Below are 25,933 nucleotides of genomic sequence, written 5' to 3' on the forward strand. Positions count from 1 at the left end.
AAGTAAGTTGTTGCTCGGATACGTGAAATCTTACGCAAGAAGGAATCAAAGGACCAATTAAATGAAAATTGTTTTGCAATTTTTGGTTCTAGTTATGAGTTTTATATCTCCATTGTCCGCAGATGAGTTTTATTTGGATCCTATCTATCTGCCGCCGGGACAGAAACCCGAACAGAAGAATTGTCTAAATGGCGCCCCGGTTAAGGGTGGATTGATACCCTGGTTCTGCCCAAACTTGGCATACAAGAATGGTTCTCCTCGACCTACACTTCCGGAGTCGACATCAGCATCTCGCACAGAGGCCTTGATAAGTCTTGGCTTAGCTTTAGGGTCCAGACTCACAACCAGTAGCAAACGGTAGCGGCGATGCAGACTGTGGCGAGGAAGTTTAATGCGTTTCGGTCGTAGCGCGTAGCCACGCGCCTGAAGTCTTTCAGGCGGCAGAACATGCGTTCGATGGCGTTGCGGTTTCGATAGAGGAAGGGCGAGAAGCAGTTCTTCCACCTGCGATTGGCCTTGGGCGGGATATTCGGCATAGCTCCGCGCTCCTCGACCTGCCGACGGATCGCATTTGCGTCGTAGCCCTTGTCGCCATGGAGGATTTCGCAAGGAGGAAGTCGCGCGATAAGCTCCGCGCCCGCCGAGCAATCGGCGATTTGGCCGCCGGTGAGCATGAAAGACAGCGGGCGGCAGTCCGCATCGGTCAATGCGTGGATTTTGGTTGTGCGCCCGCCGCGCGAACGGCCGATGGCCTGATTCTTCTCCCCCCTTTGCCGCCACTGGCCGAGCGATGCGCCTTGACCGCCGAGGAGTCGATGAGGACCTGCGCCGGCGGCCCGCCTGCTTGCGCAAGCGCGTGGAACAGATCGATCCAAACGCCCTTAGCAGCCCAGCGAACGTAGCGATTGTAGAGAGTCTTCTTTGGCCCGTACTCCAGCGGCGCGTCAATCCAGCGTCCGCCAGATTTCAGCACATGAATGATCCCGCTGACCACCCGGCGATCATCGACGCCCGCCTTGCCGCGCGTGTCCGTGGGAAGATGCGGCGCGATCTTCGCGAACTGCGCGTCCGTCAGCCAGAATTGATCCCGATTCATAGTCGCTTCCTTTCGGAAGCTGTGAATCACAATCCGCCTGTCACGCCAACCATTTTATGGGTCTGGGCCCTAGGGATAATAGTCTTCCTGTATTATATCTGGTACCGAGTTATTCGCTATTTTATTGGAGCAGCCATTCGGTACGTCTCTAGACAGTGGCATTCCCAGCAGAGGTAGCCGACTGCGGAGATAATATTTTTTTCCCGCGTTTCGTCATCAGCGACGAGTCGCAATACTGGCTCACGCCATCGCTGGCGATCGCGCGCTCTGGGACCTCGCGAGATCACCGTGAACAGAGTAAAGCCGGGGCGATTGACGCCATATCGATCCGACCGATAGTCCACGCGGCGATATCGTAAAGGGATGAACCCCCGCTTGAACCCATTATGGAGCGGCGCGGGTCGAAGTCGCCAAAGCGCCGCGCGCCGGTAGCGGCGCCTACTTCAAATCGAAATGCTCATCCGGTTGAGACGTAATTCGAGCCCTCCCCCGCCCGTTCGGCGACGCCGAATAGCGTAAACATGGCTGTTTAATGAGCAATAACGACTATTAACTGAAGAAATTTGCAATTTATATGTACAGAATTTGATAAATATGGCTTAATCAGCGTCGAGCCAGAGGGTGGTGGACTCGTTCTAATTGCCTAGACTGCGGTTGCCGCCGCAGTGATTTGGCAAATATTGTTTCTATCCTCTTTTCATTATTGTCTTTTCAGAGTGCGCCTGGCCTCCGGTCTAGCGGTTGCTGCGCCATGCCGTCGCGGTTGACTGCTTCTGTTTAACGACAAGGAGAAGCAAGATGCAGACGAACCTAAAAAAAGCGATCCCGGCCTCTAATTTCGCGCAACAAGTGAATTCCTGGATCGCGATGCACGATCCGAAAACTGGCCCCGGCAGACGGATGCCCCGTCCGAAAGCCTTGTTAGCCACCCCTGATGAGCGGGCCGCCGCGGCGGCAGTCGTGACCGGCTCGGGAGCGTCGGCCGATGTGGCCGCCAGCAAAAAGTTGAAAACTCTGGCGACGTCGAGCCCGGAGGAAGCTAAGGCCGATTTCCGCAACCGTCCGATGGACGGCTGCACCAGCTTGATGAATCTCGCGCGCGTGAAAGCCAACTTTAATCCGGCTATGGGAATGACGCCCGCGAACGTCGCCGCCTTTGCCGATTACGTCGAACGCGTTCTCGCATGTCCGCTGTTCAACGTGGATATGAGCGATCACCAGAAGATCAGCCGCAGCTCAGACAACTGGGACGAGCTTATCAGCGCCGTCGCCGACACCTTCGAGGGTGTGGAGGCGGGCGACAAGGACAAGATCAGGACGAGCGTTACGAACCTAGTGAAGGCGGCGGCGAGCAACTCGAACACCGACGAATCGACCGACCTGTTCGTGCAGTCCGTCATCAATTCCTCAAACAACATTTACGACATCTATATCTATTCCAGCCATGTTCATCTGGTCGACGACAAGAGTAAGCATCACGAGAGCATGCAGGAAGACTTCGAGGTCTCGCGCGCCAAGCTCTCGTTTCGCACAGCCGACTGGCCGCATTTCTCCGATGCCGTGTGGGACAAGCAATGGACTGCGGTCGATGACTGGCTGAACGGCAATACCACGCCGAGCAGCAACGCCACGGCGCTGAAGACCTGCCTCTGAGCAAAGCCGCTGGAGCCAAGGCCGCCGCTACGGCGGCCTTTGGCGACTGCCGATCCTAACAGCCTGCGCGGCGGCAGCAGCCGCCGCAGCGAGGCTTGCCGTCGATCTGAAAGGAACGCGCGATGACCCTGCAAGCAAGCAAGCTCGCCGACACGCTGGATGCCGCCCTTGCGAGTTGGGCGACGATGAACGATCCGCGGCATGCGGCCACGCTGCGGGCTTTCCACCGCGATGCGCGTCCCCTCTTGCTCGTCGCGCCGAGACCGCACGCAGTCCTGATCTCCATCGCTTCTGTTCATGGCAGTCGAGCCGACAAGGAGGAGATCGCAAGCGCCGCCCTGGCGGCGCAGGCGGGAAGCGTGGAAGGCAAAGCCGAATTTCAAAATCGGCCGCTGGACGCGTGCGCCAGCCTGCTCACCATGGCTCGGCTGGCGGCCGGTTTTGAGCCCGTCGACGGAAACAATCCGGATAATGCCGCGGCCCTTTTGAACTACATCGCGCGCGTGCAACAATGTCCATTGTTCCGCATCGACGCCGCTTATCATCAGCAGCTTCATTACGAGGCGTCAGACGACGATCTCGTCAGCAAAATCATCGGTAATTTCACCAATCTGGACGACTCCGATGGTTTGAAGAAGGCGCAGTCCGCGCTCGTCGACTTTGTCCAAGAACTAAAGAGCGACGCCGAGGCGCGCGCGGATTTTCCAATCCTGGTGCGGACCGTGCTTCGCGCTGATAGCGACCAGCCGGACACGATCATCATCCAGACTGTCCGCATCCAGAATATCGAGCGGCGGAGCAAGACTCCCGAGAAGTCGAGGCGGACTGCGAAGTGTCGGCGGTCACGGCGACGTTCCTTGGAGAAAATTGGCCGCGCTATTCGGATCGCATTTGGGACGCCCACTATGTGTCCGTCGCCGAATGGATCAATGACAATACGACCGGGCCAGACAATGCCGCATAGAACCCGAGGGCGTGTCTTTTCGCGGGAGAAATACACATGCAGCTAGAGGAATGGCTTGCGCTGACTGCGCATGGCGCGCCGACTCAGTTCGCGCATTCGCGCGTCATGGCCGCTGCGGCGGGGGGCGGCGGGTCTCCATTGCCGCAACCGGCGTTTCTGGTCTCCGACCGCCGCGAATCTTTGTTGCAACAGGACGCAAAGGTCATGCAGCTATTCGCGTCCCGCGGAGCCGCCGCTGGACTGCCTGCCTTCGAGGAAACGCCGCTCAGCGGCGCCACCACGCTCCTCGATCTCGCACGTCAAGATGCGCACTTTGACCCTTGGCGAGCGCGGCTCGACGCGCCGGAGCTCAACGCCTATGCCCAGCGGCTCGATGAGTGCCCTATGTTTCAGCGCACCAACGATTATAAGCTCCAATATGACTGCAAAACATCGAAGCTTTCCGACGCTATGGAACAGGTCGGGCGCTGCGCACCGGACGGCCCTACGCAGGAAGCAGACCCGCGGGCGCGCTTGAAAGAGATGGTCCAGCGCGGCAACGGCGGCAACATCACGGGCGACTTCTATTTCACCAGCATTACTGAGGCCTCCAACCAGATTCAGGCCGAGATCTTTGTTGCGCATTTTGAGATAAAGCGAGTCTTTGGACCGTTCGGGTTCTTCATGCCTTGCCTGTTTTTCGGCCCGGTCGCGTCACGGACCATGCTGTGGCGATTCCGCACGGAGAATTGGGCGCAATCGGCGAAAGCGGTCGCTGCAGCGCATTATCGATCTGTCGCCGATTGGCTGGCGATCAATTGACCGCGCGGCTTTCGATTTTGTTGAGCATGCTCGCATAATTCAGAGCCGAATGCGGTCCGGCCCTGCGTAGATAATCTGTCCATTTGCATTGGCTCGCGCGATCAATGTGAGACCGGCGGCCTCGGCGCGGCGCACTGCGAGCGCTGTCGGCGCCGAGACTGCAACAAGGACCGGCATCCGCGCGGCTACCGCCTTCTGCACCATCTCGAACGAACAGCGGCTGGTTACAACGCAGAATCCAGCGGCCATATCGATATTCGCGCGCAGGCACGCGCCGATCAATTTGTCGAGAGCGCTATGACGCCCGACATCTTCGCGGACGAGAGCGATGCTGCCTTGTGAGGTTGCCCAGGCGGCCGCATGGGCCGCGTGGGTTTGCCGGCTAAGCGGCTGGAAATCGCGAAGCGCGCTGAGCGCCGCTCGGACCGCCTCAAGTTCGATCTTGCCGGAACCGCCATCTCCGAGAGTCACTCGGTCAGCTTCAGCGTTTTGCCGCTCTACGTCCGCCATGTCCTCGACGCCGCAGAGTCCGCAGCTTGTGTAGCCCCGCAGGCTGCGGACTCTGCGGCGGCTCAAGAAAGCGCGGAAGGCGTCTGGAGCGAGCGTAATATTCAATTCGAATCCGTCGCCGCTGGCTCGGATTTCGATGCACCCAATATCCGCAACCCCCGAGGCGATGCCCTCGCTAACCGAGAAACCGACCGCAAAATCATGCAAGTCCGCTGGCGTAGCCATCATGACTGCATGAGCTATTCCGCCATATGAAAACGCAATCGGCGTCTCCTCAGCGGTGTCGCACGCAGCCGCGGAAAACGCTCCAGAAGCGTCGATGCGGCGCGCTTCCAGCGTTCTCCAGGGTGAAATTTCGACGACGCTCACCGCGCCGTGCATTCCTTCAACGGACATTAATTTGCTCGTCAGCGTTAGGCTGGAGATAGAAAAGGTATAGGCAAAACCGCGCGATAGCTATGGCCTCTTTACCAGAGATTTTCGGCAGTTGGACGCAGTCTTGCGTCGCATAGCGCAAGCCCAATGTGGCATTAGATCGCATTTAGACCGGCGCCATCTCCCAAAATTCCCCCCTCGACCATCTTAACTTCAGCTTGGCCGCTGGATTCCGAGGGGCGGTCTAGCCAGTTTCCTGCTTGTGACGCTAGCCACGTCGTTTATACTCAATCCAATGTAATCGAACGCGTCGCAGGGCGCTTGTTCGCTTGTAGGGAAGTTCACGGGAGCGCATGGCAATGAATTTGAGTCGTCGCGGCTTTATCAAGCTCACCGGTGCCGGTCTGGCGGCGTCGAGCCTTGGCGCGCTTGGCTTTGGCTTGGCCGGCGCTGCTCTCGCGGCTTCGGTCCGGCCGTTCAAGCTGACGGCGGCGACCGAGACCCGCAACACCTGCACCTATTGCTCCGTGGCCTGCGGCATCCTTGTATACAGCATGGGCGATCGCGCGAAGAACGCGAGGTCCAACATCATCCATATTGAGGGTGACCCTGACCATCCGGTGAACCGCGGCACGCTCTGTCCGAAAGGATCAGCGCTCCTTGATATCGTGCATGCGCCGACGCGGCTGAAATATCCGAAGTATAGGGCCCCCGGCAGCAGCGAGTTCAAGCAGGTCTCCTGGGATTTCGCGCTGGACCGCATCGCCACGCTGATGAAGCAGGATCGCGACGCGAACTTCATCGCCAAGAACGCCGCCGGGGCCACGGTCAACCGCTGGATCAGTACCGGCATGCTAGCGGCGTCAGCGTCATCGAGCGAGACCGCCTATCTCACCTGGAAGGTCGCCCGCTCCCTCGGAATGGTGGTTTTCGACAATCAAGCCCGCGTTTGACACGGACCGACGGTAGCCAGTTTGGCTCCAACATTCGGTCGCGGCGCAATGACCAACACTTGGCAGGATATCAAGAATGCCAATGTAGTGGTGGTCATGGGCGGCAACGCTGCTGAAGCGCATCCGTGCGGCTTCAAATGGGTGATCGAAGCAAAGATCGAGAATAACGCCAAGCTGGTGGTGATCGACCCGCGCTTTACCCGCACGGCGTCGGTTGCGGACTATTACGCCCCGATTCGTCCCGGCACCGACATTGCGTTCCTCAGCGGCGTAATCCGTTACCTGCTCGAGAAAGATGCGATTCAACACGAGTATGTGCGGGCCTATACCAACGCCAGCCTGATCGTGAAGGAAGGCTTCGGCTTCGAGGATGGGCTATTCACGGGCTACAAAGAGGATACCCGCAGCTACGATAAATCGACCTGGGACTATGAACTCGACGAGCAAGGCTTCGCCAAGATTGACGACACTTGGTCGCATCCGCGCTGCGTGATGAATCTGCTGCGGAAGCATGTCGATCGCTATACGCCGGAGATAGTGTCGCGCATCTGCGGCACGCCGCAGGACAAATTCCTGAAGGTCTGCGATTTCTTCGCCTCCACCGCAGCGCCTGACAAAGCGTTGACGAGCCTGTTCGCGCTTGGCTGGACGCAGCATTCGATCGGCGCCCAGAACATCCGCACCATGGCGATGGTCCAGCTCCTACTGGGCAATATCGGCGTGGCTGGCGGCGGGATGAATGCCCTGCGCGGCCATTCCAACATCCAGGGGCTGACTGATGTCGGCCTGCTGTCGAACCAGATCCCCGGCTATCTCACGCTGCCGGTCGACCGCGAAACGACCTTCGAAGATTATATGAAGCCGCGGCAATTCAAGCCGCTGCGTCCGGGGCAGACGAGCTATTGGCAGAACTATCGCAAGTTCATGGTCAGCTTCCAAAAGGCGATCTATGGCGACGCCGCGCGCGCCGACAATGACTGGGCCTATGACTGGCTGCCGAAGCTCGACATCCCGCTGTACGACATCATCAAGGCGTTCGAGATGATGGTGAATGGCGAGATGAACGGCTACATCTGCCAGGGGTTCAATCCGCTGCAAGCGTTCCCAGACAGGGGCAAAATCCGCAGGGGCCTGAGCAAGCTGAAATTCCTCGTCACCATGGATCCGCTGGACACCGAGACGTCGCGGTTCTGGGAGAATTTCGGCCCGCAGAACCCCTCCGATTCAGCCACTATCCAGACGGAAGTCTTCCAACTGCCGACGACATGCTTCGCCGAGGAAAACGGCTCGCTAGTCAATTCGGCAAGGTGGCTGCAATGGCACTGGAAAGCAGCCGAAGCGCCGGGCGAAGCGCAATCCGACATCTGGATCATGAGCGGGATCTTCCACCGGATGCGCGAGATGTACCGTAAGGAAGGCGGCGCTTTCCCCGATCCGATACTGAACCTAAGCTGGAACTACACCGACCCGACAAACCCTAATCCAGAAGAGCTGGCGAAGGACATGAACGGCCGGGCGCTGGTAGATCTCAAGGACGCGACCGGCGCGGTGACCACACATGCCGGCCAGTTGCTGGACGGCTTCGCACAATTGCGCGATGACGGCGCGACCGCGTCCGGCTGCTGGATCTTTTCGGGCTCCTATACCGAGAAGGGCAACCAGATGGCCCGCCGCGACGCCACGGACCCGCGCGAGCAAGGCATCGCGCCTAACTGGGCATGGGCGTGGCCTGCCAATCGGCGGATTCTTTATAATCGCGCGAGCGCGGATGTCGCCGGAAAGGCCTGGAACCCGGAGAAGCCGATCATCGAGTGGAACGGTAGCCGGTGGGTCGGCATCGACGTGCCTGACTATGGGCCGACGACGAAACCATCGGATGCGGTTGGTCCATTCATCATGAACGCCGAAGGCGTCGGGCGCCTGTTCGCCCGCGACCAGATGGCGGAAGGCCCGTTCCCGGAGCATTATGAGCCGTTCGAGTCACCATCACCCAATATCCTGCATCCTAAAGTCGCCAATAATCCGGCGGCGCGGGTGTTCGCCAACGACAGGGCGGCGTTCGGGACCGCAGCAGACTTCCCCTACGTGGCGACCACCTACCGCCTGACCGAGCATTTCCACTTTTGGACCAAGCACGCGCTGATCAATGCGATCCTGCAGCCGGAGGAGTTCATCGAGATCGGCGAAGTCCTGGCAAAGGAAAAAGGCATCGAGCAAGGCGGTTGGGTCCGCTTGGCTTCAAAGCGCGGAGTGGTCGTCTGCAAAGCCTATGTGACCAAGCGCATACGACCGCTGCAGGTGGACGGCAAACCAACGCATGTGATCGGCGTGCCGCTCCATTGGGGCTTCACCGGTCAGGCCCGGAAGGGTTATGGCGCCAATACGCTGACGCCGTCCGTCGGCGACGCCAATACGCAAACGCCGGAGTTCAAGGCGTTTCTTGTCAATATCGAGAAAACCAGCGCGCCTGTGGCCTGAGGAGCAGTCGATGGCAGATCTTCAATCACAGGATTACATCCGCCGGTCGGCGTCGACGCTGACGCCGCCGTCCATTCGCGATCATGAGCAGGAAGTCGCCAAGCTGATCGACGTCACGCGCTGCATAGGCTGCAAGGCCTGCCAGGCCGCGTGCATGGAGTGGAACAATCTTCGGGCCGAAATCGGGTATTTCGAGGGTTCCTACGATAATCCAATGGATTTGAATCCGAGCACATGGACCTTGATGCGGTTCACCGAGTGGGAGAACGATGAAGGCAATCTGGAGTGGCTGATCCGCAAGGATGGCTGCATGCACTGCGAGGATCCCGGCTGCCTGAAAGCATGCCCGGCCCCCGGCGCGATCGTGCAATATGCCAATGGCATTGTGGATTTCATCAGCGAGAACTGCATCGGCTGCGGCTATTGCGTCAAAGGATGCCCGTTCAACATCCCCCGGATTAACCCGGTGGATCATAAATCGTACAAGTGCACTCTGTGTTCCGACCGTGTCGGCGTCGGGCTCGAGCCGGCCTGCGTCAAGGCATGCCCGACCGGGGCGATCATGTTCGGCGCCAAAACCGATATGACAAATTGGGCCGGCGAGCGGATCGTGGACCTGAAATCGCGCGGTTTCGCGAACGCCGGGCTGTATGATCCGCCGGGCGTAAGCGGCACGCATGTGATGTATGTTCTGCACCATGCCGACCGGCCATCGCTTTACGCCAACTTGCCGGACAATCCGCAGATCAGCGCCTTTGTCTCGGTCTGGAAGGGCCTGCTTAAGCCGGTTGCTCTGGCTGGCGTCGCTTTCGCGGCCGTCGCCGGCTTCTTGCATTGGGTCATCGCCGGGCCGAACGAAGTGCAGCCGGAAGATGAGGCGGAAGCAAAACATCTGCTCGACGCCAAGAGCGGACGGCCCGTGAAAGAAGCGCGCTCCATGACCGGCGCCCCGCTATGACCCAGCCGAAGGGAACGCTGACCCGCAACACCACCATAACCCGGATCAACCATTGGATTACCGCAGCCTGCTTTGTCCTGCTGACATTGTCGGGACTGTCGATGTTCCATCCGATGCTGTACTTTCTATCGGGGTTGTTTGGCGGCGGCCAGTGGACGCGTGCGGCCCATCCGTGGATCGGGATCGTACTGCTGATCAGCTATGCCGGCCTGATCGTACAGTTCTGGCGCGATAATTTGTGGAGCTGGGACGATCTCGCATGGAGCCGCGCCATCGGCCGCGTCCTGATGAATGAGGAAGAAGGCGTTCCGGAAGTCGCTCGCTTCAACGCCGGCCAGAAAATGGTCTTCTGGTCGATGACTCTACTGATCCCGGTTCTGTTCTTCACCGGGCTCGTTATCTGGGAAGTTTATTTCTCCGAATACACCTCGATCGAGACGCAGCGGATCGCGGTGCTGATCCATTCCCTGGCGGCCATAGCGGCGATCATCATTTGGATCACCCATGTCTATGCGGCGATCTGGGTCCGCGGCTCGATGCGCGCGATGACGCAAGGTTATGTCACGCCCGGCTGGGCTTGGCGTCACCATCGCAAATGGCTGCGTCGCTTAGCGGCGACTGGTTCGCGCGGGCCGACGTCGCGCAGATGACGAAAACTTGTGAGGCCGATTAATGAGGCAAGGTGAGGTAGCGTCGAAGGGCGCCTGGGTCGGCGACCCGCTCGGCGGCGTGAAGGCGCCCGAAGCGCTGATCCTGCCTGACCCTGCTAAAAGGTTCGCCCATAGCGCGGCGAGGCTGGAAGCCTTGTCCGACGGGCATCCGATGGCGGAGTGGCTGCGTTTCATGGCGCAGCTCGCAAGAGCCCAACACGTCGTCGCCGCCAGCCTCGGGCCGTTCGTCGGCCCGGCGCAGGCTGCCGTGGATCAGGCGGTGGAGGCGCGCATGCCCCCGCTCGCCGCGGACGGCCATCGGCGAGATCCTTTCTGGCGCGAAGGTCTCGCCATGCTGCTTGATAATTTCGATGGCAACGCGGCGCCCGAGCAAGCCCTGGCGGTCATGACGAATCTCCGCGACCGCAAGGCCGACGCGCTGGAGGTTCTGGCCGATGAATTTCTGCATGGCGAGGTGGACTCTGCCGACGCGGGCGCCGCGCTCTATGTGGCGGCCGCGTTGCAGGTGTATTTCACCCGTCTGGCCGCAGATTTGCCCGCAGCTTCCTTACGGCTCCTCCCCCAGCGCGGACTATGCCCCTGTTGCGGCACGACGCCCGTCTCCGGCGTCGTGACGGCGTCGGGCCCGACGCCGGGAACGCGCTATCTCTATTGTTCGCTTTGCTCTACGGCGTGGAATCACGTGCGGGCCGTCTGCATTACCTGCGGCGAGTCGCGTTCGCTGTCCTTGGAAGGGATCGAGGGCGATTCCGGCGCGGTCAAGGCCGAGGTCTGCAACGAATGTCATACCTATGCGAAAATGCTCTACCAGGCGCGGGACATGAAGGTTGATCCCTTCGCGGATGACCTCGCAACGCTCGGCCTCGACTTTATGGTTGCCGAGGCAGGCTGGTCGCGCCACGCGCCGAACCCCCTACTGCTCATCGGATGACGATGGATTAGGCGAGCGCGGGTTTCAGAACCTCAACGCAACCGCGATCAAACTGCCGACGATGCCGAACGCAACGACCGACGCCGCGACGAATGCAAGCACCCGCGGCCTGAACGAACGCGCGAGCATCGCCAGCGAGGGCAGGCTGATCGGCGGCAGCGTCATCAGCAAGGCGCCTGCCGGTCCAACGCCCATGCCCAGCAAAAGCATCGCTTGGACGATCGGCACCTCGCCTGCGGTGGGGATCACGAAGAGCGCTCCGGCGAACGCGAACGCGACAATCCACACGAGATGGTTGTCGATCTCCGGGCCGACCTCGGGGAACAACCAGGCCCGGGCGACGCCGAGCAACAGGATCAGCACAATATATTCGGGCACGAGCCGGATCGTCATGCGCCAGAGGATCTGCATCCAACGCGCGAACGCTCCAGATGTCGGCGCTTTCTCAACCAGTTCCGCAAGCTGCGCCTGCGCCGCCTCGGCTTCCTGCGGCGTGACCATCCGGTTCACCAGATAGCCAAGCCCAAACACCATCAGAAGGCCGAGCATGAGCCGTAAACCGACCCAGTTCCAGCCGAGGACAAAGCCCATGAATACCAGCGTCGCCGGGTTCAGCAGCGTATTGCCGAGCCAGAACGCGATCGCTCCGCCAGGAGACGCCTGACGTTCGCGCAGGCCGACCACGACAGGCGCGGCGCAGCAGGTGCACATCATCCCGGGGATCGCCAGCAGGCCGCCCGCTGCTACGCTGCCAAATCCCGTTCCGCCCAGCGCCTTCGCGATCCAATTGACCGGCAGCAATGCTTGTAGGGCCGAACCGAGCAGCAAGCCGAGAACCATGGCCTGCCAAATCGCTTTGCCATAGGCCAGCGCATAGCCAATCGCGGCATCCCAGGAAGGAGCCGGCGGGCTTGCCGCTTTGCCCATGAGAATTGACTGGCCGATTGAATGATTCGCCGCCGCGACAAAGGCCCGATTGTAGTAAGGGAACCATTTCACGTAGAAAAGACCGACGACGGCGATCAATAGGAAAGTCATCCATCCCAGCGCCGGATTGACTTGTCGAGCTGTATTCATTGATGCTCCAGTCGATGTCTGCGAATGCGGCCACGATAAACGACTGCAGGGAGTCCTACGGGTTGTGAAACCGAGTTGGAGCCTCGTCCGTAAGTGCAGCGTAGCCGCTGAGGCCGGCGTTGTCGACGGGAGCACTCAGTCTATTCCAGTCGGCCACTATTGATTCCGGATCACGTCAGGCCGTGACGCCGAATGCGAATCTCGTTGACGCCGTATCTGCCGGATAGGCTAGAACGACCCCGACCGGGGCTAGCGCCGTCCGACAACTCCCTTTTAGGAGAGCTTTGCTCATGCACACATCCCCCATCCGCCTGACCGACTTGGCCCATGGAGGCGGCTGCGGGTGCAAGCTGGCGCCCTCAGTCCTGCAGAAACTCCTCGCGGATCAGCCGCAGACAGCTCCTTTTGCGCAGCTTTTGGTTGGCGCTGAAACCAGCGACGATGCGGCCGTCTGGCAAATCGATGACCAGCATTGCGTGATCGCAACGACCGATTTCTTCATGCCAATGGTGGATGATCCGCGCGATTTCGGCCGGATCGCCGCCGCCAACGCCTTATCGGACATCTACGCCATGGGCGGCAACCCCATTATGGCGCTGGCGATATTGGGGATGCCGCTGGACAAGCTCTCGGTAGAAATGGTGCGCGAGATACTGCAAGGCGGCGCTTCAATCTGCGCGGAGGCCGGCATACCCGTCGCGGGCGGCCATTCGATCGACTCTCCCGAGCCGATTTACGGCCTCGCGGTGATTGGCCTGTGCAGCCCCGGCAATATCCGGCGGAATTCCGGCGCCCGCCCCGGCGATGCGCTGATCCTGACAAAAGGCGTTGGCGTCGGCGTCTATTCTGCGGCGTTCAAGAAGCGGGCGTTGCCGGATGAGGCCTATGCCGAGATGATGGCTTCAACGACCCTGCTGAACCGGATCGGCGCGACGCTTGCCGAGGATGAGAACGTGCACGGCATGACGGATGTGACAGGCTTCGGCCTGCTCGGCCACGGCCTCGAAATGGCGCGCGGCGCGGGCGTCGGCCTGGATATAAGCTACGAGCGCATTCCGTTTCTGAAGCACGCGGAAGCGTTTGCCCAGGCCGGATATGTCACCGGCGCATCCGGGCGCAATTGGGCCAGTTATGGCGATGCAGTCGTTCTGCCTCCCGAGCTGCCGGCGTGGCGGCGAATCCTGCTCACCGATCCGCAAACCTCGGGCGGCCTCCTGATCGCCTGCGCCGCAGATCGCGCAGCGTCGATCCGCGCCGCCATTGAGGCCGCCGGCTATCCCCGCGCGGCGATCATCGGGTCCGTCACGTCTGGAGATCCGGTCATCCAGATTGTCTAATGGGGCTCAGTGCGCGTGGATCTCCTCGATCTTCAAGCGCAGCCCATTAGCGCTAAAGAATTCGCCGTCGTTGAGGATCGAGCGATCCTTTTCGAGATGCCGCACGAGAGACGCGAGGCGCCCCTTGGCTACGGCGTCACTGATCAGCCCTGCGCGATCCGCCTGGAAAAACGCCGCGCCGCTCCAGGCCGCGCCGGAGCTGGCGAACAGCCGCACCATGTCGGGCCATCTTGTCTCGTCGCCGATCACATGCAGATAAGACGAGCGAAGCAGAGCGACCGACGTCTCGCCAATCTCCACCAGCACGATCAGCATGGTGAAGGCGCCGACCCGCCGGAATGTTTGGACGAGCCAGTCGTCGAAATCAGTGGCGCTCGGCGCGGTCATCGCGAATCTCTATGAGAAGATGTTGGCGGAAGAGAGTGGGAGTCGAACCCACCAGAGACAGGCTCGCTGCCCCACTCGGATTTGAAGTCCGAACGCCCCACCAGGGACGATTCTCCTCCATCAGCATCGCCGGACGAATGCACGAAGGTTCCGAACAAGTCCAGCCGGTGTCTATTGATTCGGCGCAGGTCCCCCTGGTGCAAGGTCACGCCGTGCCGGTCGAAAAAATCCAGGATCTGGATGGCGACTTTGCGGCCATTGGCGAGGCGGTCGCGAAACTGCGCGGCCGTGAAGGCTCCGCCCTCCCCGCGCGCCGCCACGTCTGCGGCGATGGTCACCATTTCATGGACCGTCGGCCGAAGGAAGAAATGGTCATGCGCCACTTCATCGGTCCAGCCCATCCGCCCCGCCAGCTTGAGCAGGCGCCGAACATCGCGTTCCGGGCGCGCCGTCGCCTCCGCGATGTCGCGCACTCGCGGCGGACGGAATCGCGCCTCGCCGCCAAGCAGCGGCGCGATCATGCTCCAGGCCGCTTCGTCCTTGGGCCCGAGACGCACTTCATGGGCGGCCAGACGGACGAAAGAGCCGTCCGGAACGATTAAGCCATTCAAGGCCGCCTTCTGCAGCGCGACGATGAACGCCGGGCCCGGCAGCCGTGGTTGCAGAAGCAGCCGCAGCTTTTCCCGGCCAATGCCCTGAAGATCCGGGTTCTCGGCGTGATAGGCGGCCAGTTGCTCCACAAGGCCGGACGCCAACATCCGCCACCGCTCAGGCGAGACAGCGATTCTGGACGCGCCTGACTCCAGCAAAACCAATTCCAACTCTTTGGCCAACCGCTCCGTCTCGGCGGCGGGCAGGGCGTGGTCGCGCGCGAAGACCGCAAGATCTGACGCAAAGGGCGAGGCCTCCAACAGGGCGGCGAATGCATTTACCGGGTCGGCGATGGTCAGCGCTGCGCGCTGCGCCTGCCGCTCCGGCGTGCGACGTCGCCGCGCCGGGGGACGCAGATCGATGAACCGGCCGCCCCCGATTGTCCGTTGAGCCGACGCATCCCGGATGACATAGCGATCCGGCAGCGCGGCGGCTATTGGCCGGTCGAGCACCAGTTGGACTTCGGCCGAGGCGCCCGGCTGGATCGGGTCGTCGCCCAGCAAGACGATCCGCGCCCCGACTTCATCGGCGGCGTGATGCAGCCGTACCGGAAACCATTGACCAATCGGCTTCATCTGGCCCGGCAATAAGCGCAGCTGAGCATCAATGCGGTCGGTCGGCGCATGCAATTCCGGGTCGAGCGCCACGTCGCCGCGCCGGACTGCGTCCTTGGAAACGCCTGGGCCCACCAAATTGAGCGCGCAACGGTCGCCAGTCCTCCCAATCTCCGCCGGGCTATTCTGGGCGTGCAGCGAACGAACCCGCGCCGGCAGGCCGGGGGGGCTGATCAGCACCCGGTCGCCCACGCGCACGGACCCGGATAGAACCGTGCCGGTGACCACGACCCCGATGCCGGATAGTGTGAAGGCCCGATCGATCGCAAGACGGAAGCGAGTCTCGGCCGATCTATCGGCCATATCGCCGGCGGCTTCGGCGAGGCGAGCGCGCAGCGCATCGATGCCCTGACCCGTCAGCGCCGAGACCGGCAGGATGTCGGCGCCCTCGAGGATCGTTCCGGCGGTAGCGGCCACGATCTCGCCAGCCACCTCGGCCAAGCGTTCAGGCGTCGCGACATCGGCCTTCGTCAGGACCACTAGGCCGCGCCTGATGCCGAGCAGATCGATGATCGCCAGATGCTCGAGCGTCTGCGGCTTGATCCCGTCATCGGCGGCGACTGCGAGCATGACGAAATCGATGCCGCTTGCGCCGGCCAGCATCGTATGCACGAACCGCTCGTGGCCCGGAACGTCGATGAAGCCTAGGACGGGCCCGCCTTCGATCGGCAAATAGGCGAAGCCGAGATCGATGGTCATGCCCCGCGCCTTTTCCTCGGTCAGCCGATCGCCATCGACTCCCGTCAGCGCTTTGACCAGGGCGGTTTTGCCATGATCGATATGGCCAGCCGTCCCAATGATCATGGCGCGGCCCGATTCTGGCGCGCCTGGCTCTCGGCTTCGACGAGATCTTCCGGCGACAGCGCGGCGCGGACCGGTCCGACGAACGGCGCGGCCAAGGTGCTGCCGCCGGCCTGCGCCCGCAGCAGCCAGCTCAGGGCCGCGACATCGTCCAGCGCGGCGCCCCTGCCGAGATGATGCGCGGCGCCAAGCATCGCCTGCGCATCAGCGTCGCCCAGCTCGGCCCCGCGCCGCCACCATTGGACGGCGATGACCGGATCGCGTTCTACCCCGATCGCATTGTGATAGAGCATCCCCAACCGGGTCATGGCGGCGGCGACGCCATTGTCGGCGGCTGCGAGCGCCCAGCGATGCGCTTCTCCAATATCGGCGGGAATCAAATCGCCTTCGAGCAGCATCCAGCTCAGCATATCCTGCGCCAGTCCGTCGCCCTGCGCCGCTGCGGCCCGGAAGAGTTCGGCGGCGCGCGCGCCATCGATTGCGACGCCTGCACCCTTGAAATAGGCGCTCGCGAGATTGCGCTGCCCAACGGGATCCCCGCCCTCGGCGGCGAGCGACAGCCACCGCAGGGCGAGATCAGGATCGCGCGCGACGCCCAGTCCCTCGGAGAAGCAGGCGCCGATATTGTTCTGAGCGCGCGCGACGCCAGCATGGGCGAGAGGCTCCCATATGGCGAGCGCCGCGGCGTAGTCGCCGGCGTCGGACGCAGCCCTCGCCTCCGCCAATAAATCGCGGCGGGGCGCACGCCGATCCGTCAGCCGCTCAAGCCAGCGCATGGCCGCCCAACTCCGATAGAACGGACGTAAAGGCCACCTCATCGGTCAAGCATCGCATATCAAGCATCAGGCCGCCATCCTCGATCCGCCCGATCACCGGCCGCGACAAGCCGCGCATGGCGGCCGCCAGCAATTCCAGCGCCCGGCCGCCCGCGTTCGAACGGATGACGAGGCCAGCGCTGGCGATCGTATCGAGCGGCAGCGCGCCGGACCCGATCTGGCTGCGGCATTCGCACGGCGCGACGGTGAACGCGGCGCCGACCGCATGCGCCACCGCTGGCGCCAGACGGCGAGCCTGAGTCTCGATCTCCGCCAAGGGCCGGGCCAGCAGACGCAATGTCGGCAAACGCTCGGCGAGCCGATCGGGGTCGCGGTAGAGCTTCAGCGTGGCTTCTATCGCGGCCAGTCTGATTTTATCGACGCGCAAGGCGCGCTTCATGGGGTTGCGGTTGATGGCTGCAATGAGATCGCGCTTGCCGACGATGAAGCCCGCTTGCGGCCCCCCGAGCAGCTTGTCGCCTGAAAACGTCACCACCCCGGCCCCCTCGGCGACAGCCTCGCGCACGGTCGGCTCCTTCTGCAGGCCGTAGCGCGAAAGATCCACCAGCGTGCCGGACCCCAAATCGTTCATCAGCGGCGCATTCGCTTCGGCGGCGATTGCGGCCAGCTCCGCGGCGCTGACCTCGGCGGTGAAACCCTGGATGCGGTAATTCGAGGTGTGAACTTTGAGGATGACCCCGGTTTGCGGGCCGAGCGCCGAGCGGTAATCTTTGGAATGGGTGCGGTTGGTCGTGCCGACTTCGATCAGCCGCGCCCCCGCCCGCGTCATGATGTCCGGCATGCGGAACGCGCCGCCGATCTCGATCAACTCGCCGCGTGAGACGACGGCCTCGCGGCCGCTCGCCAGCGTGTTGAGGCAGAGGAGCACCGCCGCCGCATTATTGTTCACCAAGGTGGCGTCTTCCGCGCCGGTCAGGGCGCACAGTAGGTCCCGGATATGGTCGTCGCGATCGCCGCGCTTGCCAATCGACAAATCGAACTCCAGCGCCACCGGGTCGCGCATAGCGGCCACCGCCGCCTCGATCGCCGCCTCGGCAAGCACCGCGCGGCCAAGATTGGTGTGCAGCACCGTGCCGGTAAGATTGAACAGCGGACGCAAAGAAGAACGATCTTCCCGGTTGAGCCTGACCAGCGCGCTCAACGCCAGCTCCTCCGCATTGGGGACGGAGGGCGCTCCTGTCCGCAATGACGCGCGCGCGTCATCAAGCGTCGCGCGAATGGCGTTGGCGGCGGCAGCGCGACCGAAACGCTCCAGCAACGCCAAAGCCGCAGCAGTGTTCAGCACCGCGTCAACGGACGGCAGGTCGCGCAAACGTGCGGATTTAAAATTTTCCATAGAGGCCTCAATCATCGCCAAACAACGCGGACCGGCCCCGCGCCACGCCGAGCGATGAAGATTATCCAGCATTGTTCTGCGCTGGACCGCCCAAAAGAGTATGTTCAAGCACTTTACTAAGCTCTGCTTGCTTTCTTTGCAAAGCGAAGCCGCGCGGTTCGAGGCAAGACCCTACGGCCCGGCGGAGCGTCGCCCAAGAAGACAAGCTTCTCGGAAGGGACTACGACGGGCCGGCTTGACTGCGCCCGGGGGCCGACCTCCGCTCAGGAAGCATCGAGACGTTCCAATAGCTGCGCCAGCAATGCCTTGCTGCGTTTGAGCTCCTCAATATGAGCGGCCGAGAGATCCCGCAGAATAACCTCCGCCTTGGGCGTCAGATCGATGACGACGCGCCGCCTATCGTCGGCTGCCGACCGGGTGACAAGTTCAGCCTGAACGAGGCTCGTGGCGCGCAAGAATCTTCTCCGCATCCGCTCGACTAGCGACGTTACGGAGCGCGATCGCTGGGCGTTCTTCGGACGAGCGCGGGAGGAGGCGCCGACCGCATGACGCGGCCTTGTCAAGCAGAGCTTTCTCGCGCGCCGTCGGAGCAAACGGCCGGTCCTGAACGATGCCTAGCGCTTAACTTCGATCAGCAATTGCGCGCCACGCGGCGGCAACCGCTAAACCTTCAGCGTTAGTCGCCTCGGACGACGGCGGGCGGCTTCCAGGTCCCGTCCAAAATCTCGGGCTTTGGCCAATAGGCGCGGATATAAAGCGAGAAATCGTCGGCGGGAGCTGGAACCCAGTTCGACTCCTTGTCCCCGCCCGGCGACGCGTTCTGGAAATAGAGCGTAAGAGAGCCGTCTGCGTCGTACTTCATGCCCTTGCTCTTCGTGCCAAGCGAAAAGCGGTTCAGCTTGTTTGGCTCGAAGAGGTGCTCCTTATTGTAGAGCGTCATCGACCAGAACCCATTGACGGGTGGGATCGCGCCCTTGGCGAACCTCACGGCATAGCTGTTCGTCCCATTGAGACGCTTCCCGTCCGCATCGAAGTCCGTGTAAATATATCGCGTCTCCTCCGGCGCGTTGTCGTACATGTTCGAGCGAGCGGTCGCGGCCCGCGACAGGTAATCGACGCCCCAGCGCGCGCCGTTCGGCGGCGATGTCCACCCGTTGCCGACAGGACGGCCATTGTTGTGGAAATCGAAAAGCGGTTTGATCAGCTCTTGCTCGGCCGCGATTGCCGTCTGTTGCAGGGTCGCCTTGATGTCGGGATTAGCCGCCGTGCCGGCGAGGACCGAACGGATCATGTCGTACAGGGCTTCCTCCCCCGGCAATGGGGGAACGTCCTTCATCACGACAGGCAGCTCGTCAAAGAACTTCTCAGCCATCACCCACTTCGTCTCGCCAGCGTCCCCGGCGGGAGCGGGAAAGGCCGGCGTCTCCGACCAATCCTTCGTCTTCATCGTTCCATCGAATTCCGCGACGGGATAGACCATCACCTGATCGATGAGAGGCCGGATGGCTTTCCTGTCTTCGGGCGTATCGTCCATGAAGATGCGCGGGAAGATGGCGACGAGGTTCGTCTCCGAGCGCATGACGCTTGTTATTCCCGCGGGCGCCTCGCCCCGCCACTGCGGCCCGACCACCATGTAGAAGCCGGGCTTGGTCCCATACTGCTTGCCGATCTTCCCGAACGAGTCGGTGCGGGCATTGGCGATCTGGTAAGTGTAAAAACGCTCGCCGAAGTCCGGCACCTGCACCACAACGGGAGTCTTGTCGAGCCGCTGACAGCCGGCGCCATAGACCGTGTCCTGGTTCGGGCAGGTGACGAAGCGCTCGGCCGCATCAATATAATCGGTCAGCATCGAAATCTGCCCGGCCGGCGATGCTGGAACGACATTGCCATACGGCCAGGCTCGGGAAGCTCGGCCACGGCAAGCGATCGATTGAGGTTATTCACTAGCGGCCATCCCCAAAGATAGGCGAGGCGCCCCACCAGTTCGACATATTCCTTTGTCATCACCGTGCCGGGAGGGGTTCCTTCGACATGGGATTGCGCTTGCAATGGCGGCGCTTGGACCGACTGCGCAAGGACCCTGTCGGGCGCGATCGCAACCAACCCTGTCCATATACAAGCGGCTGCCAGCCCTGCTGCAGCGCCCAGCCATTTCGAATGGTTGCTCTTGTTCAGTCTCATGGCCCGTGCGCCTGGCTGGAGCAGTGAGCAGAATGCTCGTCAGGATCATCTGCGTCAATTGGCGAAAACCCTGAAAGAGGCGCCGCTAAGTGCGTATCGGCAGTAGGGCCAGATGTTTAGTTCAATAGCCTGTCCTTCAAGGCGTCATGCGAATTCAGCGGGCCGCCTTGCCTTACTCTGTACTTGAACGGAGAGGTCGACAAGTCTTGATAGAAATTTCTCGAGAACGGGCGACTTGTTCGCCTTATGGAACCCGAGCACCAAATCAATCATCGGCTGCTCCCCCTTGAGAGAGCGGCTGACAATCGAAGGGGGCAGGTAGTTATAGATGGACGCCGGCAAAAGCGCGACGCCTCGCGTCGACTCCACCAGGGAGATTGCCATGGCGAAATTATCGACCTCGAGATGTGGCGTGATGCGGACGCCCGATCGATCAAGATATTCGCCAATGACGCTGCGCAATATCCGCGGCACCGATGAAATCCCGATAAAGGTCTCGCTGATCAGCTCTCGCGGATCGATAGACTTGCGCGCCGCGAGCCGATGATCGCATGGCAGGATCGCTACGAGCGGTTCTCTGACAATTAATCTGTATTCGAGATCCGGGTTTGGCTCGCGCCGCACGAAGGCGATATCGAGTTTCCCGCGGTGGAGATCGTCGGCTAGGTCGACTGAAAACCCGCTGAAAACCCTGACTTCGAGGTTTGGCAAATCGTCCCGGAGAATATTCGTCGTGGGGGGCATGCAGTCCACTTCGTGTCCGGTGACAAAGCCTACGGCGAAGACTGGTTTTGCGGGTTGCGCTATGCGCCGAGCGGATTCGATCGCAGCTTCCGCCTGAGCTAGCGACAGCCGCGCGTGGTCGAGAAATGTCCGGCCGGCCGCCGTGAGTTCGCTTCCCCGAGCGTTGCGCTGCAAAAGCTGCGCGCCGACTTCACATTCGAGATCGCGGATTTGTCGGCTGAGCGACGGTTGCGAAGTGTGCAGCCTTTTCTCAGCCGCGAGCTTGAGACTTCCCGCTTCAGCGACGGCGATGAAATAACGAAGATGTCTGAGCTCCATGACGGCCCCTATATCTCGTAGGCATAGCTCTCACCTTATAAAGTCTTATCAATAAGGGCCAGCGGAGCTTAGACTTTTCCTGGCAAGTTCCGCGCGGGGGCGGGGACCCAGGGCCCGGGGATTAACAGGAAATCCATCATGGCAAACTTGACCAATAAAACAGCCTTCGTTACCGGCGGCTCGCGAGGAATTGGCGCCGCGATCGCGAAGCGCTTGGCGGCCGACGGCGCGAGCGTGGCGATTACTTACACGAAAGGCGCGGACGCCGCCGCCTCAGTAGTGAAGGAGATTGAACGCGCCGGCGGCAAGGCCATCGCGATTCAGGCGGACGCCGCCGACGCCAAGGCCATCGCCGCTGCGATCGAAAAGACCGTCGCGACCTACGGTCGACTTGACGTGTTTGTAAACAACGCAGGCACGGCCGTTGCGAAGCCATTCGAGGAGACGACGCTGGAGGAACTGGATCGACTTATCGACGTCAACTTCCGCGGCGCGTTGATTGCGACGCAGGCAGCCTTGAAGCACATGCAGGATGGCGGCCGCATTATCATGATCGGCTCATGCGTCGGCGAGCGCATGATGACGCCCGGCTTGGTTCCTTACGCGGCCACGAAGGGAGCCATAAAGATGTTCACGCAGGGGCTGTCAAGAGAGGTCGGAAGCCGAGGCATCACGGTCAACAACATTCAACCGGGTCCAATCGACACGGATTTGAACCCCGCCACGGCCGATTGGGCAACGCCTCAAATAGCCGTCACGGCGCTCAAGCGTTATGGTCACGTTGAAGAAGTCGCCGCATTGGCGGCTTTCGTCGCCGGTCCGGAAGCGGCCTACATAACTGGCGCGAACTTGACCGTTGACGGCGGCACCAATGCTTAACGGCAGACTATTGAGGCTCGATATCGCCTGATATCGGAATTGAACGCCGAATATCTGATCGCGGCCAAATAACCTTGGCGTTGCGCCGGCGCAGGCGGCAATGGCCGCGCTCGTTGGTCGGCGCCCCTTCCAGAAGGGCGTTCGCCGCCGCCGGGCGCCGGCGCCTTCGCGGCCAACACAGCTACGCTTTACCCTGATGACTTAGATCGGGAACATCGGTAGTCTGCATCCCATGAAAAAGATTGGCTTTCTCTCGTTCGGGCATTGGACGCCCTCGCCGCAATCGCAGACGCGCTCGGCGGCTGATGCGCTCCTGCAATCCATCGATCTCGCCGTTGCGGCTGAGGAGCTCGGCGCGGATGGCGCCTATTTTCGCGTCCATCACTTCGCCCGCCAGCTCGCTTCGCCGTTCCCGCTTCTAGCGGCCGTGGGCGCGAAGACCAACCGCATCGAGATCGGCACGGCGGTCATCGACATGCGCTATGAGAACCCGCTTTACATGGCCGAGGATGCGAGCGCTGCGGACCTCATCGCCAGCGGACGCCTGCAACTGGGGATCAGCCGTGGCTCGCCTGAGCAGGTGATCGACGGATGGCGCTATTTCGGCTACAGCCCGGCCGAGGGCGAGAGCGACGCCGAGATGGGCCGGCGCCACGCGGAGGCGTTCCTCGATGTGCTGCGCGGCAAGGGATTTGCGCAGCCAAACCCACGCCCAATGTTCCCAAATCCGCCGGGCCTACTGCGCCCCGAGCCTCACGCGGAGGGCCTGCGCGACCGGATCTGGTGGGGGGCCGGCTCCAACGCCACCGCGGTTTGGGCGGCGAAGCTCGGGGTCAACCTGCAAAGCTCGACCCTGAAGGACGACGAGACCGGAGAAGCCTTCCACATCCAGCAGGCCGCCCAGATCCGGGCTTTCCGCGCCGCCTGGAAAGAGGCCGGCCACGCGCGCCAACCGCGCGTCTCGGTCAGCCGCAGCATCTTCGCGCTCGTGGACGACCGCGATCGCGCCTACTTCGGACGCGGGCGCGACGAAGAGGACCAAGTCGGCCTTATCGACGAGAAGACGCGAGTAATCTTCGGCCGTAGCTATGCCGCCGAGCCGGACGCCCTCGTTGAGCAGCTGAGAAAGGACGAGGCGATCGCCGAGGCCGACACGCTGCTGCTGACGGTCCCGAACCAGCTGGGCGTCGCCTACAACGCGCATGTCATCGAGGCCATTCTCACCCACGTCGCGCCCGCCCTCGGCTGGCGCTGACCTCGGCCCGCGCCTCGGCGGCTTCGCCGAAACTACCGCGGCTTCTTCAATCCTCATCATCCCTGATCAGCTGCGCCTCGCGAAGATCGAGCTCCCTTTCGATGTGACGTCGCGCTTCGTCCGTCAGCTTGCCCTCGCAAAAAAGATCGTTCGTCCAGCGCCGCTCGGCGGCGATGAGCAGCAGCTCGATCTCATCTTGGAGCTCGATGTACTTTTGATCATCATCGTTGTCGCGTCGCCCAACATGCATGAGCCTTTCGCGATGACGCGCGCGCAATGGTTCTACAACGCTTTCCGCAAGACGCCGTTCTGTCGCAAGCTCGTCGAGTCTCTGGAGCGCCGCCTCGATCGCTTGGCGCCGCGCTACGTCCTCATCCGCTGTTGCGTCGCGCCGCTCCCGACGACCTATGTGAGCGAGGCCGAGCGCCCGGATGACAGATGGCAACAGCAGCCCTTGGCCTACCAGCGTTAATAGGATCACGGAAAAGGTCAGGAAAAGAATAAGGTCGCGAGCAGGAAAGGGCTGCCCGCTTGCCGTCGCGAAGGGAATTGCCAGCGCGGCCGCGAGTGAAACGATGCCGCGCACTCCGGTGAACGCCAGGACGAACGGCACCTGCCAAGGCGGCGGCGGATCCCTCAGCTTGATCGACGAGAAAAGCCAGCGCGGAAGATAGGTTGCCGGATACAGCCAGATGAAGCGCGAAGCGATTACCACGACGCTGACGACGACAGCGGAAAAGGCCAACTCGGAGAGCGCATGACCGCCGATTCGCGCGATGAGCGTTCGTATCTGGAGTCCGGTGACAAGAAAGACAACGCCTTCTACAAGGTAAATAAATAGATCCCAAAAAAAGACGCCTTGAAGCCGCTGGTCTGCCCCCTGAAAAGTGATCCTCCGTGAAGTATGGGCTTATGAGCCTGATGGAGGACTGCGCAATGCCGAGGAAAAGACACAAGGCGGAAGAGATCGTCGCGAAGCTACGGCAAGTCGAAGTGCTTAGCGCGCAAGGGCGACCGGTCGCGGAGGCGATCCGCTCGATAGGGGTGACGGAAGTTACATACTATCGATGGCGGTCGGAATACGGCGGCCTGAAGGGCGATCAGGTGAAGCGGCTGAAGGAGCTGGAGGCGGAGAATACGCGGCTCCGTCGAGCGGTGTCCGATTTGACGCTTGAGAAGCTGATCCTGAAAGAGGCTGCCTCGGGAAACTTCTGAGCTCCGCGCGTCGTCGCGCCTGCGTGGAGCATGTGATCGCCGAACATGGCGTTTCCGAGCGGTTCGCTTGCCGGGTTCTCGGTCAGCATCGCTCCACGCAGCGCAAGGTTCCGACCAAGCCCGATGACGAAGCGGCATTGATCGCCGACATCACGGCGCTCGCCATCCAGTACGGCCGCTATGGCTACCGCCGCATCACGGCGATGTTGTGGGAGCGAGGCTGGAAGGTCAACGTCAAACGGGTCGAGCGGATCTGGCGACGCGAGGGGCTGAAAGTTCCGGCCAGACAACCCAAGCGCGGGCGTCTCTGGCTCAATGACGGCTCGTGCGTCCGGCTGCGCCCGCAATGCCCCAACCACGTCTGGTCCTATGACTTCGTCGAGGACCGCACTCATGATGGCAGGAAATATCGCATGCTGAATATCATCGACGAATTTACCCGCGAATGCATCGCGATCAGGATTAACCGGAAGCTGAAGGCAGCGGACGTCATCGACGTTCTCTCGGACCTCTTCATCTTGCGAGGGGTTCCGATCCACATTCGTTCCGACAACGGCCCGGAGTTCATCGCCAAGGCGTTGCGTGACTGGATTGCCGCCGTCGGCGCGAAGACCGCCTACATCATGCCGGGCAGTCCCTGGGAGAACGGCTATTGCGAGAGCTTCAACTCGAAGCTGCGCGACGAGCTTTTGAATGGTGAAATCTTCTACACTCTCAAGGAGGCGAAGGTCGTCATTGAGCGATGGCGACGCCACTACAACACCGTGCGCCCGCACTCATCGCTGGGCTACAAGCCGCCAGCCCCGGAGACCCTGCAATGGCCGGCTTCGCAATCCGGACCAGCTTCGCCCGCCACGCCAGCAATAGCGCCAGGGCCGACAATGCACTAACATTCAAACTGGATCACCCCAT

Annotated in this window: 22 protein-coding genes, 1 tRNA gene and 1 pseudogene; 11 read left to right on the forward strand and 13 right to left on the reverse strand. The window is 61.7% G+C overall.

The window, feature by feature from the left end; translation table 11 throughout:
- Positions 1 to 338: 338 nt before the first annotated feature.
- A protein-coding gene (locus tag WDN46_00925) for an IS5 family transposase (GenBank protein MEJ0092038.1) occupies positions 339 to 1,096 on the reverse strand; the annotation gives its coding sequence in 2 pieces (ribosomal slippage) (positions 339 to 757 and positions 757 to 1,096; 759 coding nt in all).
- A 798-nt stretch (positions 1,097 to 1,894) separates the two neighbouring features.
- Here WDN46_00925 and WDN46_00930 point away from each other — a divergent pair.
- From WDN46_00930 to WDN46_00940, 3 genes are all read left to right on the forward strand, one after another.
- Positions 1,895 to 2,749 (forward strand): hypothetical protein, encoded by an 855-nt coding sequence (locus WDN46_00930; protein ID MEJ0092039.1) that lies wholly within the window; start codon positions 1,895 to 1,897, stop codon positions 2,747 to 2,749.
- 122 nt (positions 2,750 to 2,871) lie between these two features.
- Positions 2,872 to 3,759: a hypothetical protein gene (locus WDN46_00935; GenBank protein MEJ0092040.1), complete on the forward strand. Its 888-nt coding sequence runs from the start codon at positions 2,872 to 2,874 to the stop codon at positions 3,757 to 3,759.
- Positions 3,750 to 4,514: a hypothetical protein gene (locus WDN46_00940; GenBank protein MEJ0092041.1), complete on the forward strand. Its 765-nt coding sequence runs from the start codon at positions 3,750 to 3,752 to the stop codon at positions 4,512 to 4,514. Before WDN46_00935 ends, WDN46_00940 begins: the two co-directional genes overlap by 10 nt.
- Positions 4,515 to 4,553: 39 nt before the next feature.
- Here WDN46_00940 and fdhD read toward each other — a convergent pair whose 3' ends face one another.
- Entirely contained in the window at positions 4,554 to 5,420 is an 867-nt protein-coding gene (gene fdhD / locus WDN46_00945; protein MEJ0092042.1) for a formate dehydrogenase accessory sulfurtransferase FdhD, read from the reverse strand.
- 338 nt (positions 5,421 to 5,758) lie between these two features.
- On the opposite strand from fdhD, the gene fdnG reads away from it, so the two are divergent.
- The 4 genes from fdnG to fdhE are packed head-to-tail and all read left to right on the forward strand — an operon-like array spanning position 5,759 to position 11,390.
- Positions 5,759 to 8,830 carry a formate dehydrogenase-N subunit alpha gene (gene fdnG / locus WDN46_00950; GenBank protein MEJ0092043.1) on the forward strand — a complete coding sequence of 1,024 codons (3,072 nt, stop codon included), beginning with the start codon at positions 5,759 to 5,761 and terminating at the stop codon, positions 8,828 to 8,830.
- A 10-nt stretch (positions 8,831 to 8,840) separates the two neighbouring features.
- Complete coding sequence (gene fdxH / locus WDN46_00955; protein ID MEJ0092044.1) at positions 8,841 to 9,788, forward strand: formate dehydrogenase subunit beta; 948 nt, start codon at positions 8,841 to 8,843, stop codon at positions 9,786 to 9,788.
- A complete protein-coding gene (locus WDN46_00960; protein MEJ0092045.1) occupies positions 9,785 to 10,438 on the forward strand; it encodes a formate dehydrogenase subunit gamma in 654 nt (217 codons plus the stop codon). The genes fdxH and WDN46_00960 overlap by 4 nt, the downstream gene beginning before the upstream one ends.
- 22 nt (positions 10,439 to 10,460) lie before the next feature.
- On the forward strand, positions 10,461 to 11,390 hold the full coding sequence (fdhE, locus tag WDN46_00965) for a formate dehydrogenase accessory protein FdhE (GenBank protein ID MEJ0092046.1): 930 nt from the start codon (positions 10,461 to 10,463) through the stop codon (positions 11,388 to 11,390).
- A 24-nt stretch (positions 11,391 to 11,414) separates the two neighbouring features.
- On the opposite strand, the gene WDN46_00970 is transcribed toward fdhE, so the two are convergent.
- Positions 11,415 to 12,467: a permease gene (locus tag WDN46_00970; GenBank protein ID MEJ0092047.1), complete on the reverse strand. Its 1,053-nt coding sequence runs from the start codon at positions 12,465 to 12,467 to the stop codon at positions 11,415 to 11,417.
- Positions 12,468 to 12,757: 290 nt separating this feature from the next.
- Between WDN46_00970 and selD the strand changes: the two genes are divergently transcribed.
- Positions 12,758 to 13,804, forward strand: a complete 1,047-nt coding sequence (gene selD / locus WDN46_00975) for a selenide, water dikinase SelD (GenBank protein MEJ0092048.1) — start codon at positions 12,758 to 12,760, stop codon at positions 13,802 to 13,804.
- Between the two features lie 6 nt (positions 13,805 to 13,810).
- Here selD and WDN46_00980 read toward each other — a convergent pair whose 3' ends face one another.
- The 9 genes and pseudogenes from WDN46_00980 to WDN46_01020 form a co-directional block, all read right to left on the reverse strand.
- The gene (locus WDN46_00980) at positions 13,811 to 14,191 is read right to left on the reverse strand and encodes a hypothetical protein (GenBank protein ID MEJ0092049.1); all 381 of its coding nucleotides are present in this window, start codon (positions 14,189 to 14,191) and stop codon (positions 13,811 to 13,813) included.
- Positions 14,192 to 14,214: 23 nt separating this feature from the next.
- Positions 14,215 to 14,310, reverse strand: a tRNA-Sec gene (locus tag WDN46_00985).
- A gap of 117 nt (positions 14,311 to 14,427) precedes the next feature.
- Positions 14,428 to 16,260 (reverse strand): annotated as a pseudogene (gene selB / locus WDN46_00990) (selenocysteine-specific translation elongation factor).
- Complete coding sequence (locus tag WDN46_00995; GenBank protein ID MEJ0092050.1) at positions 16,257 to 17,033, reverse strand: tetratricopeptide repeat protein; 777 nt, start codon at positions 17,031 to 17,033, stop codon at positions 16,257 to 16,259. The pseudogene selB and the gene WDN46_00995 overlap by 4 nt, the downstream one beginning before the upstream one ends.
- Complete coding sequence (gene selA / locus WDN46_01000) at positions 17,020 to 18,429, reverse strand: L-seryl-tRNA(Sec) selenium transferase (protein MEJ0092051.1); 1,410 nt, start codon at positions 18,427 to 18,429, stop codon at positions 17,020 to 17,022. Before selA ends, WDN46_00995 begins: the two co-directional genes overlap by 14 nt.
- 263 nt (positions 18,430 to 18,692) lie before the next feature.
- Entirely contained in the window at positions 18,693 to 18,899 is a 207-nt protein-coding gene (locus WDN46_01005) for a hypothetical protein (protein MEJ0092052.1), read from the reverse strand.
- A gap of 206 nt (positions 18,900 to 19,105) precedes the next feature.
- Positions 19,106 to 20,278: a DUF1214 domain-containing protein gene (locus WDN46_01010; protein MEJ0092053.1), complete on the reverse strand. Its 1,173-nt coding sequence runs from the start codon at positions 20,276 to 20,278 to the stop codon at positions 19,106 to 19,108.
- Positions 20,272 to 20,610 (reverse strand): hypothetical protein, encoded by a 339-nt coding sequence (locus tag WDN46_01015; protein MEJ0092054.1) that lies wholly within the window; start codon positions 20,608 to 20,610, stop codon positions 20,272 to 20,274. Before WDN46_01015 ends, WDN46_01010 begins: the two co-directional genes overlap by 7 nt.
- 144 nt (positions 20,611 to 20,754) lie before the next feature.
- Positions 20,755 to 21,672, reverse strand: a complete 918-nt coding sequence (locus tag WDN46_01020) for a LysR family transcriptional regulator (GenBank protein MEJ0092055.1) — start codon at positions 21,670 to 21,672, stop codon at positions 20,755 to 20,757.
- 138 nt (positions 21,673 to 21,810) lie between these two features.
- On the opposite strand from WDN46_01020, the gene WDN46_01025 reads away from it, so the two are divergent.
- Both WDN46_01025 and WDN46_01030 read left to right on the forward strand, forming a co-directional pair.
- Positions 21,811 to 22,551, forward strand: a complete 741-nt coding sequence (locus tag WDN46_01025) for an SDR family oxidoreductase (protein ID MEJ0092056.1) — start codon at positions 21,811 to 21,813, stop codon at positions 22,549 to 22,551.
- 232 nt (positions 22,552 to 22,783) lie between these two features.
- Positions 22,784 to 23,806 carry an LLM class flavin-dependent oxidoreductase gene (locus WDN46_01030; protein ID MEJ0092057.1) on the forward strand — a complete coding sequence of 341 codons (1,023 nt, stop codon included), beginning with the start codon at positions 22,784 to 22,786 and terminating at the stop codon, positions 23,804 to 23,806.
- A 46-nt stretch (positions 23,807 to 23,852) separates the two neighbouring features.
- Here WDN46_01030 and WDN46_01035 read toward each other — a convergent pair whose 3' ends face one another.
- On the reverse strand, positions 23,853 to 24,521 hold the full coding sequence (locus tag WDN46_01035) for a hypothetical protein (GenBank protein MEJ0092058.1): 669 nt from the start codon (positions 24,519 to 24,521) through the stop codon (positions 23,853 to 23,855).
- A 221-nt stretch (positions 24,522 to 24,742) separates the two neighbouring features.
- On the opposite strand from WDN46_01035, the gene WDN46_01040 reads away from it, so the two are divergent.
- Positions 24,743 to 25,911, forward strand: a protein-coding gene (locus tag WDN46_01040) for an IS3 family transposase (protein MEJ0092059.1) whose coding sequence is annotated in 2 segments (ribosomal slippage) — positions 24,743 to 25,007 and positions 25,007 to 25,911 — 1,170 coding nt in all. Because the reading frame shifts where the segments join, the coding sequence is not laid out codon by codon here.
- Positions 25,912 to 25,933 lie beyond the last annotated feature (22 nt).

Origin of the sequence: Methylocella sp., assembly GCA_037200525.1 — a bacterium.
Taxonomy (GTDB): Bacteria; Pseudomonadota; Alphaproteobacteria; order Rhizobiales; family Beijerinckiaceae; genus Methylocapsa.

Coding starts and splice junctions, on each gene's coding strand:
- WDN46_00930 (MEJ0092039.1), top strand. CDS start 1,895: ATGCAGACGAACCTAAAAAAAGCGATCCCGGCCTCTAATTTCGCGCAA.
- WDN46_00935 (MEJ0092040.1), top strand. CDS start 2,872: ATGACCCTGCAAGCAAGCAAGCTCGCCGACACGCTGGATGCCGCCCTT.
- WDN46_00940 (MEJ0092041.1), top strand. CDS start 3,750: ATGCAGCTAGAGGAATGGCTTGCGCTGACTGCGCATGGCGCGCCGACT.
- fdhD (MEJ0092042.1), bottom strand. CDS start 5,420: ATGTCCGTTGAAGGAATGCACGGCGCGGTGAGCGTCGTCGAAATTTCA.
- fdxH (MEJ0092044.1), top strand. CDS start 8,841: ATGGCAGATCTTCAATCACAGGATTACATCCGCCGGTCGGCGTCGACG.
- WDN46_00960 (MEJ0092045.1), top strand. CDS start 9,785: ATGACCCAGCCGAAGGGAACGCTGACCCGCAACACCACCATAACCCGG.
- fdhE (MEJ0092046.1), top strand. CDS start 10,461: ATGAGGCAAGGTGAGGTAGCGTCGAAGGGCGCCTGGGTCGGCGACCCG.
- WDN46_00970 (MEJ0092047.1), bottom strand. CDS start 12,467: ATGAATACAGCTCGACAAGTCAATCCGGCGCTGGGATGGATGACTTTC.
- selD (MEJ0092048.1), top strand. CDS start 12,758: ATGCACACATCCCCCATCCGCCTGACCGACTTGGCCCATGGAGGCGGC.
- WDN46_00980 (MEJ0092049.1), bottom strand. CDS start 14,191: ATGACCGCGCCGAGCGCCACTGATTTCGACGACTGGCTCGTCCAAACA.
- WDN46_00995 (MEJ0092050.1), bottom strand. CDS start 17,033: ATGCGCTGGCTTGAGCGGCTGACGGATCGGCGTGCGCCCCGCCGCGAT.
- selA (MEJ0092051.1), bottom strand. CDS start 18,429: ATGGAAAATTTTAAATCCGCACGTTTGCGCGACCTGCCGTCCGTTGAC.
- WDN46_01005 (MEJ0092052.1), bottom strand. CDS start 18,899: ATGCGGAGAAGATTCTTGCGCGCCACGAGCCTCGTTCAGGCTGAACTT.
- WDN46_01010 (MEJ0092053.1), bottom strand. CDS start 20,278: ATGCTGACCGATTATATTGATGCGGCCGAGCGCTTCGTCACCTGCCCG.
- WDN46_01015 (MEJ0092054.1), bottom strand. CDS start 20,610: ATGAGACTGAACAAGAGCAACCATTCGAAATGGCTGGGCGCTGCAGCA.
- WDN46_01020 (MEJ0092055.1), bottom strand. CDS start 21,672: ATGGAGCTCAGACATCTTCGTTATTTCATCGCCGTCGCTGAAGCGGGA.
- WDN46_01025 (MEJ0092056.1), top strand. CDS start 21,811: ATGGCAAACTTGACCAATAAAACAGCCTTCGTTACCGGCGGCTCGCGA.
- WDN46_01030 (MEJ0092057.1), top strand. CDS start 22,784: ATGAAAAAGATTGGCTTTCTCTCGTTCGGGCATTGGACGCCCTCGCCG.